This is a genomic window from Mesorhizobium sp. M7A.F.Ca.CA.002.09.1.1 (assembly GCF_003998555.1).
Classification (GTDB): domain Bacteria; phylum Pseudomonadota; class Alphaproteobacteria; order Rhizobiales; family Rhizobiaceae; genus Mesorhizobium; species Mesorhizobium ciceri.
Map to the genome: position 1 here is coordinate 1 of NZ_RZRR01000194.1, position 7,418 is coordinate 7,418.

General features: G+C 62.9%; 9 protein-coding genes. 3 read left to right on the forward strand and 6 right to left on the reverse strand.

The window, feature by feature from the left end; translation table 11 throughout:
* Nucleotides 1-48: 48 nt before the first annotated feature.
* Nucleotides 49-1,161 (reverse strand): endonuclease/exonuclease/phosphatase family protein, encoded by a 1,113-nt coding sequence (locus EN994_RS11260; protein ID WP_013531067.1) that lies wholly within the window; start codon nucleotides 1,159-1,161, stop codon nucleotides 49-51.
* A gap of 189 nt (nucleotides 1,162-1,350) precedes the next feature.
* Between EN994_RS11260 and EN994_RS11265 the strand changes: the two genes are divergently transcribed.
* Complete coding sequence (locus tag EN994_RS11265) at nucleotides 1,351-1,917, forward strand: BA14K family protein (RefSeq protein WP_013531066.1); 567 nt, start codon at nucleotides 1,351-1,353, stop codon at nucleotides 1,915-1,917.
* Between the two features lie 107 nt (nucleotides 1,918-2,024).
* Here the strand turns inward: EN994_RS11265 and ilvC are convergent, their stop codons facing one another.
* The 3 genes from ilvC to EN994_RS11280 all read right to left on the reverse strand — a co-directional run bounded on the left by ilvC (nucleotide 2,025) and on the right by EN994_RS11280 (nucleotide 4,435).
* A complete protein-coding gene (gene ilvC, locus EN994_RS11270; RefSeq protein WP_013531065.1) occupies nucleotides 2,025-3,044 on the reverse strand; it encodes a ketol-acid reductoisomerase in 1,020 nt (339 codons plus the stop codon).
* A 100-nt stretch (nucleotides 3,045-3,144) separates the two neighbouring features.
* Nucleotides 3,145-3,858 (reverse strand): TetR/AcrR family transcriptional regulator, encoded by a 714-nt coding sequence (locus EN994_RS11275; RefSeq protein ID WP_244514306.1) that lies wholly within the window; start codon nucleotides 3,856-3,858, stop codon nucleotides 3,145-3,147.
* A gap of 118 nt (nucleotides 3,859-3,976) precedes the next feature.
* Entirely contained in the window at nucleotides 3,977-4,435 is a 459-nt protein-coding gene (locus EN994_RS11280) for a MarR family transcriptional regulator (RefSeq protein WP_063168257.1), read from the reverse strand.
* Between the two features lie 99 nt (nucleotides 4,436-4,534).
* Here EN994_RS11280 and EN994_RS11285 point away from each other — a divergent pair, with 99 nt between their 5' ends.
* Nucleotides 4,535-5,281 carry a glutathione S-transferase family protein gene (locus EN994_RS11285; RefSeq protein WP_063168258.1) on the forward strand — a complete coding sequence of 249 codons (747 nt, stop codon included), beginning with the start codon at nucleotides 4,535-4,537 and terminating at the stop codon, nucleotides 5,279-5,281.
* Here the strand turns inward: EN994_RS11285 and EN994_RS11290 are convergent.
* Together EN994_RS11290 and EN994_RS11295 are read right to left on the reverse strand one after the other, a co-directional pair.
* Nucleotides 5,229-6,524: an NAD(P)/FAD-dependent oxidoreductase gene (locus EN994_RS11290; protein ID WP_082826476.1), complete on the reverse strand. Its 1,296-nt coding sequence runs from the start codon at nucleotides 6,522-6,524 to the stop codon at nucleotides 5,229-5,231. The genes EN994_RS11285 and EN994_RS11290 overlap by 53 nt on opposite strands.
* Nucleotides 6,525-6,568: 44 nt before the next feature.
* Nucleotides 6,569-6,979 (reverse strand): helix-turn-helix domain-containing protein, encoded by a 411-nt coding sequence (locus EN994_RS11295; protein ID WP_063168259.1) that lies wholly within the window; start codon nucleotides 6,977-6,979, stop codon nucleotides 6,569-6,571.
* 135 nt (nucleotides 6,980-7,114) lie between these two features.
* Between EN994_RS11295 and EN994_RS11300 the strand changes: the two genes are divergently transcribed.
* A partial coding sequence (locus EN994_RS11300) for an NAD(P)H-binding protein (protein ID WP_127307537.1) occupies nucleotides 7,115-7,418 on the forward strand: 304 nt, incomplete at its 3' end.

Sequence of the window (7,418 nt, forward strand, 5' to 3'; positions counted from 1 at the left end):
GAGGTCGACCGGCAGGATGACGTTGCGTGGCAGGTCGAAACTCATGCGTCAGGTCATGTCCAGCGTGATCGCCACCGGGCAATGGTCCGACGCCTTCGGCCGGTCCCAGCCGGCACGCGGAAAGCGGTCGACCTCCTGCCCCGGCGGAAAAATGGTGCGCCAGGGCTGGCCGTTGCGGATGATGTCGGGAACAGCCGTCGCGTTGCTGGCGGCGAGCCCCTTCGACAGCAGGATGTAGTCGAGCTGGCACAGATGCCGCTCTTCCGGTCCGCGCGTGTGGTAGAAACTCCAGCGGTTCATCTCCGGCCGCCGCTCGACGACGTTTTCGCAGAAGCCGCCGGCCGTCAGCACGTTGATGCAGGACAGGGCTTCGTCGACCACCTCGAAGCGATAGCCGTCGATCGCATCGCCGGCCACCTTCACACGCTGGCGGTAATCGTTCATGTCGCCGCAGATTGCCCAGCGTTTGTCGGCGGCATAGTCCTTGCCGAAGCGCTCCTCGATGATGCGCCGCACGGCCTGCGCCTCCGCGATGCGCACCGGCATCGTCGCCTCGCGCCCGTCGAGCCCGTTGCGCGGCGAACCCATCGACTTGAAATGCACGAGATAGAGCGTCAGCGGCACGCCGCCCACGGTGACGTCGATCTCCAGGCAGTCGCGCCGGAAAATGCGCTCATTGGCCTGATTGCCCAGTGCCTCGAGTTCCGGCGTGTGCAGCCCGAACTGCTCGTAGGTGACATAGGCGTGGCTGGTCATGCGCACGAATTCGATCGGCTGGCCCTGGGCGGTCTCATTGCGCATCATCACGGCAACGTCGATGCCGCGTGAATCATTGCCCGATGTGGTGTATTTCTGCCGGTAGCCCTGCCCCACCATCTTGAACAGATAGCCATATTCGAAGGCCTTCAGCGCCTCGATGTTGTCGACCTCCTGCATGCAGATGATGTCGGCCCGGGTGGCAGCGATTGCCAGCGCCGTCAGCTGGCGCGTGTCGTCGGATTGGGCGATGGCGCGGGCCTGCTCCAGCATCCTGTATTCCGCCTCGCTCTGGATATCGAACAGCGCCAGCGTTCGATCCTCGTTGAGCTGGTTGCGATAGCCGGAATAATCGAACCTGTTCATCAGGTTCTCGACATTGAAGGTGGCAAGGCGCAGCGACATGCCATGACCTTTGCCCGCAAGTGCTTCGGAAAACAAGCGCGCAGGATCACCATCTGAGATCGATTGGTCTTGGGCGCGTTCGCGTCATGGTTGACGGAACCTTTCCGTTCATCCGCCGTTCAGATGCAAACATCCATTGTTGCCCCATTCCTCGGGTGGGCGTGGGGCCTGTAACTCTTGGAGAGTGCAATGAATTCGCTCTTTTCTTCCACGGTCAAATCGGGGCTGCTAGCCCTGGGTATCCTCTCCGGCGTCACGGCACCGTCCGCCGCCGGCCCGATCATGCAACCGGACCTGTCGATTCCCACCAGCACCGCGGCGCCGAATGTCACGCCGGTCCGCGACAGCTGGGCGGGCGGCAACAACAACCGTCAGTTCAACAACGACAATTGGAGATGGCGCCGGTCGGGCAATTGGGACGGCGGCCGTCGGCACTGGCACGGCGGCGGCGGTCACTGGAATGGTGGAGACAACTGGCGTTGGCGCCATGGTCGCCATCACTATCGCGGCGGCCGTTACTACGATGATGGCGCGAGTGCCGCGATCCTGGGCCTTGGCCTGGGGCTTGGCCTCGGCAGCATGTACAACAACTACGACTACTATGACCGGCCGGCGCCGCGCCGCTACTACCGCGCGGGACGGCTTTCGAGCGCCCATGTCCAATGGTGCTACAACCGCTACCGGTCGTACCGGGCCTACGACAACACGTTCCAGCCCTACAACGGCCCGCGCCAGCAGTGCTACTCACCCTATTGATGGGCTGGCCCTGTAGCTGAGCTGACCGACAGAATGAAAAAACGGCGCCACGTGGCGCCGTTTCTTGTTCATGGAAGCTGCTATTTTCGAGCGCTTGTGGATTTCGCTCAGTTCTTCGCCTTGTCGACCAGCTTGTTTTTGGAAATCCACGGCATCATCGCGCGCAGCTTGGCGCCGACTTCCTCGATCTGGTGGCTGTCATTGTTGCGGCGGATGCCCTTGAAGCGGGACATGCCGGCGCGGTACTCCTGCATCCACTCCGAGGTGAATTTGCCGGTCTGGATGTCCTTCAGCACGCGCTTCATCTCGGCCTTGGTCTCGGCGGTGATGATGCGCGGACCCGAGACATATTCGCCCCATTCGGCGGTGTTCGAGATCGAGTAGTTCATGTTGGCGATGCCGCCTTCATAGATCAGGTCGACGATCAGCTTGACCTCGTGCAGGCACTCGAAATAGGCCATCTCAGGCGCGTAGCCGGCTTCCACCAGCGTCTCGAAACCGGCCCGGATCAGCTCGACCAGGCCGCCGCACAGCACGACCTGCTCGCCGAACAGATCGGTCTCGCATTCCTCGCGGAAATTGGTCTCGATGATACCCGAACGGCCGCCGCCGACGCCGCAGGCGTAGGACAGGGCCAGGTCGAGCGCATTGCCCGAGGCATCCTGGTTGACGGCGACCAGGCACGGCACGCCGCCGCCCTTCTGGTATTCGCCGCGCACCGTGTGGCCGGGGCCCTTCGGGGCAATCATGACGACGTCGACCGTCGACTTCGGCTCGATCAGGCCGAAATGCACGTTGAGGCCGTGCGCGAAGGCGATAGCGGCACCATCGCGGATGTTCGGGGCGATCTCGTTCTTGTAGATGTCGGCCTGCAGTTCGTCCGGCGTTGCCATCATCATCAGGTCGGCCCACTTGGCCGCGTCCGCCACGCTCATCACCTTGAGACCGTCGGCCTCGACCTTCTTGGCGGTTGCCGAGCCGGCCTTGAGGCCGATTGCGATCTCCTTGGCGCCGGAATCCTTGAGGTTGAGCGCATGCGCCCTGCCCTGGCTGCCATAGCCGATGATGGCGACCTTCTTGCCCTTGATCAGATTGAGATCGGCATCACGATCGTAATAGACGCGCATTTTGTCTTCCTTCCCGTTTATAAATCAGAGCATGATGCCGAAAAGTGTGAAGCGGTTTTCGGACGACATCATGCTCTATCTTCTTGATTTAGAGACGAATTCAGATTTCAGGTCGACTTGACCTGAAATCATCCGGCTCTAGGGCCTTGCGGCCGGTTGTTGCTCCATGAAGAGCGAGAAACTGCTGCGTCGCCCGCGCGGCATCGCCGCCGATCGCCGCCTCAGTCAATTCCAGCCGGTCGCCGAGCAGCAGACGGATCTGCACATCGCGGGCGACCAGCCCGAAAAAGGTGCGAAACGCCGTCTCGGCATCCGCGAAATCCAAAAGCCCGGTCCGTCGGCCGGCCTCGAGCACCGGCTTCAGCCGCTTGGCCAATGCGAAGCGGCCGTTCTCCAGCACCACGGCGCCGAGATTGTCCTTGCCGGAGCCCGCATGGCTGACCGCCACCCGATTGAGCGCGATCGACGTGTCGCTGGAAATCACCTTGAGCCAATCCGAGGCGAAGCGCTCGAGGCTCGCGGTCAGCGAGGCAAGATCGAGCCCCTTGCGGTCGACCGGTGCCACCCGCACTTTCGAGGCCTGCCATTGCACCGTCGCTGTCAGCAGCCCGTCGCGGTCGCCGAACCATTTGTAGAGCGTTTCCTTGGAACAGCTGGCGCGGCGCGCCACGGCGGTCATGGTCAGCTGGTCGCCCTCTTCGACCAGCAGCCGCAACGCCGCGTCGAGCACGGCCTTCTGCCGCTCTGTCAGCGCTTCGCTGGTGTCGATGTCAGGCACGATGTGCAACACGCTCTTCTCTCGAAAGGTCGGCATTCCCGATAGGCCGTACCGTACGTTACGGTTCGGCATATTGCGCGATCCGAGGCCGTGCGCAAGAGGACGAGAGCAAAATATCTGCAAAAATGGACAGGCGCTGGCGCGACAGGCTCGCTTAATCGCTGGCTGGCGGATGGCGCAACCGTCCAAGCAGTGCCGAGACCATGGTCAGCTCATCCGCCGACAGTTTGGCGCCAACCAGTTCGGCGATCGAGCGTCCGTACACAGCCCACATCTGGCGGCGTATGTCTCGCCCCTTGGCCGCGATGCGGATGGTCTGGCCACGGCCGTCATCGGCCACCGGCAGTTTCTCGACGAGCCCATCGGCCTCGAGCCGGGCCAGCAGGCGCGAAATGTTGTATTGGGCGAACAGCGTGCGCTCGATGAGCTGGAACGGCCGCAGCCCGCCCTCGCCCGCCTCGGCGAGTTCATGCAGCACGTCGTACCAGGCAAGTGGGGGCAGACCGGCGGCCTTCAACGCCTCTTCGGCGCTCTCCATCAACTGGCGCGATACGCGCATCAGGCGAGCCCAGGCCTTGATGGCTTCGGGCGAAGGCGCGGCTTTCTCGGTCATGGCGCACCTTAGACGATAGATGCAATTGCATCAAGCTTGACGATCAATGCATATGCATCTACATAGATGCAATTGCATTAATCAGGGAAAGCCAATCCGATGAAACACGAAATCTGCAAACGCGCCGACAAGCTCATTCTCGTCAGCCATCACCTCTGCCCCTATGTGCAGCGCGCCGCGATTTCGCTGGCCGAAAAGGGCGTGCCGTTCGAACGCGTCGATATCGACCTCGCCAACAAGCCGGACTGGTTCAAGGCGATCTCGCCGCTCGGCAAAGTGCCGCTGCTGCGCGTGCAGCGGAATGGCGAGGAAACGGTGATCTTCGAATCGGCCGTCATCCTGGAATTCCTCGAAGAGACGCAGGCCAATCCCCTCCACCCGGCCGATCCCTATGCCCGCGCCCGGCATCGCGCCTGGATCGAGTTCGGTTCGGCAACCCTCAATGCCATCAGCCGGTTCTATTCAACATCGACCGAGGCCGGCTTCCTTGACGAATCCAGCGCGCTGTCCGCCATGTTCGACCGTCTCGAAGCCGAGTTGGCGGACGAGCCTGGCGGCCCCTGGTTCGCCAGCAAGCACTTCTCGCTGGTCGACGCCGTTTACGGTCCGGTCTTCCGCTATCTCGATGTCTTCGACCGGATCGGTGATTTCGGCATTCTTGACCGAAAGCCCCTCGTCCGCGCATGGCGCCGGGCGTTGAGTGAACGCCCGTCGATCAGGCAAGCCGTGGCGCCGGACTACCCGCAGCGCCTGCATGCCTTCCTGCGGGCAAAGGGATCGTACCTTTCGAGCCTCATTGGCCAAAACGATCCGGCCACCGCGCTTCGACCAGTCCTATCCGCTTGAACGGATCGATTACGGTGCCGGCCACCATCGAGGCGAGAAACTGCGGCGCCGGCGGGATTTTTGCCACCGTCGCCACCAGCCTGTCGCGGATGAAGGGCAGCGCCACCGAATCCGACTGGTAGAACGGCGTGAACGCCAGCGACAGCGCCTGGAAGATGCGGACATGCCAGCGCCGCGCCCTCGCATAGGCTTCAAGTGCCGCTTCGACACTGTCCGTCCGCGCCAGCGCATGGCTGAGCGCCGCGGCGTCGAGCAGCGCCATATTGGCCCCTTGCCCGAGCTGCGGGCTGGTCGAGTGCGCCGCGTCGCCGATGATGGCCAGCCGCCGCCCAACCGGCCGCTTCATCGTGTGGTGGCCATAGCGCGCCAGCGAGAGCTGGTCGAAACTGTCGATCTGGCTGACATACGCCTCGCTCTGCGGCCACAGCCGGATCACCCTCTCCTTCCAGGCATCCAGGCCCCGGACGCGCACCTCATCGGCGTCCGACGGCTTCAGGCTCCAGAAGAAGGCCGCCATCTTTTCAGCGCCCGGCTGCGGCCGGCCGATCGGCAGCACGCCGATCATCACGCTCGCTCTGTCGTAGCGTTGCAGCAGCGCGCGCTCATCGAAACCGTCGCCGCGCCAGCCAAGCGAGGCCCAGAACGCGCCATAGGTGAGCGGTCGTGGCTCGCCTGCAGCGCTTGCGCCGCGCAGTTTCGAGCGCGAACCGCTGGCGTCGATGACGAGGTCGAACGGCCCCGCCCTTCGTCCGTTGCCGCAGATCAGCGTCGTCCGTTCGCCCGTCTCCAAGGCCTCGATCTCGACGCCGGTTTCGATGGCGATCGCTTCGCGTTGGGCGGCGCGGAAGAGCACGCCGAACAAGGCCGCCCGGTGCACCGCCAGCCCGAAGCGGCCACCGCGCTGCGCATCGTAGCGGACATCGAGCACGGTACGGCCTGTGGTGGCATCGGCGCCATGCAGGCGGTCGATGCGGCTGCCCAGCGCCAGCATGTCGTCGAGCAGGCCAAGATCGGCCAGCACCGTCAGCCCTGTCGGCTGCAGGATCAGCCCGGAGCCGACCGGCTTCGGCTCATCGAAGCGTTCAAAGACCGTGACCCGATGCCCGGCGCGCTTGAGATAGAGCGCCATGGCCAGTCCCGCCGGCCCGGCGCCTGCTATTGCGATGTCGTAGGAAATGCCAATGCCCCCAAAGCCGAACTGGCCGGGACAATCCTTCAGCAGCCCGGCGAAATCAAGCCGCACCGTGGGGCTTTAGCGGTCGTTCAAGCCTGGGCCTTGGCGGCCGTTCAAGCCTGGGACGCATCAAAATCGGCGCGCGCTGCGCGCACCGCATCATGGTTGAGTTCGGCCCACAGAATCAATTGATGAAAGGCGCCGAACATAGAGCGCCCGAGATCGGTCAGGCTGTATTCGACGCTTGGTGGTTTGGTCGGGAACACCTCACGATGCACATAGCCATCGCGCAGAAGATCGTACAGCGTCTGGGTCAGCATGCGTTGCGAAATGTCGGGCACAAGGCGCCGCAACTCACCGAAGCGATAGGGTTTTTCAGCCAGCGCCATCATCAGCAGCGATCTCCATTTGCCGCTCACCCCTTGAATGACCTCGCGAACCGGACAATTGGCAATATTGCCGCCGCCTGAGATGGCCTTATAGACCTCCAACTTCGATTTCAGATTGATGACCTTGCCGTCCATGGCTGGTTCCCTGCGTGTGCCTACCTCCCGAAAAACTGCCTTCTTTACGGCACCAGGTCAATTCCTATTTTAGTGCTGGTCTCTTTTTGAGACTGCCACTCGAACCGCCTTAGCGGCGCAATGTCAGGACCTTCCATGAGCGAAACCCTTCTCGTCACCGGCGCTTCCGGCCAGCTCGGCCACGGCGTCATCCAATATCTCCTGGACAAGCACAAAGTTCCACCGGCAAACATCATCGCCGCCACACGCAATCCGGAAAGCGTGGCCGATCTGGCGCTGCGCGGCGTCGTTGTCAGGGCCGCCGACTTCAACGACGCGGCATCGCTGGAAACCGCATTCAAAGGCGCCGACAAGGTGCTGATTATTTCGACCGGCGATCTCGATCTCAAAAGCGGCAGGCGCCTGAAGCAGCACGAAAATGCCGTCGCCGCGGCCAAAA

Coding starts and splice junctions, on each gene's coding strand:
- EN994_RS11260 (WP_013531067.1), bottom strand. CDS start 1,161: ATGTCGCTGCGCCTTGCCACCTTCAATGTCGAGAACCTGATGAACAGG.
- EN994_RS11265 (WP_013531066.1), top strand. CDS start 1,351: ATGAATTCGCTCTTTTCTTCCACGGTCAAATCGGGGCTGCTAGCCCTG.
- ilvC (WP_013531065.1), bottom strand. CDS start 3,044: ATGCGCGTCTATTACGATCGTGATGCCGATCTCAATCTGATCAAGGGC.
- EN994_RS11275 (WP_244514306.1), bottom strand. CDS start 3,858: ATGCCGACCTTTCGAGAGAAGAGCGTGTTGCACATCGTGCCTGACATC.
- EN994_RS11280 (WP_063168257.1), bottom strand. CDS start 4,435: ATGACCGAGAAAGCCGCGCCTTCGCCCGAAGCCATCAAGGCCTGGGCT.
- EN994_RS11285 (WP_063168258.1), top strand. CDS start 4,535: ATGAAACACGAAATCTGCAAACGCGCCGACAAGCTCATTCTCGTCAGC.
- EN994_RS11295 (WP_063168259.1), bottom strand. CDS start 6,979: ATGGACGGCAAGGTCATCAATCTGAAATCGAAGTTGGAGGTCTATAAG.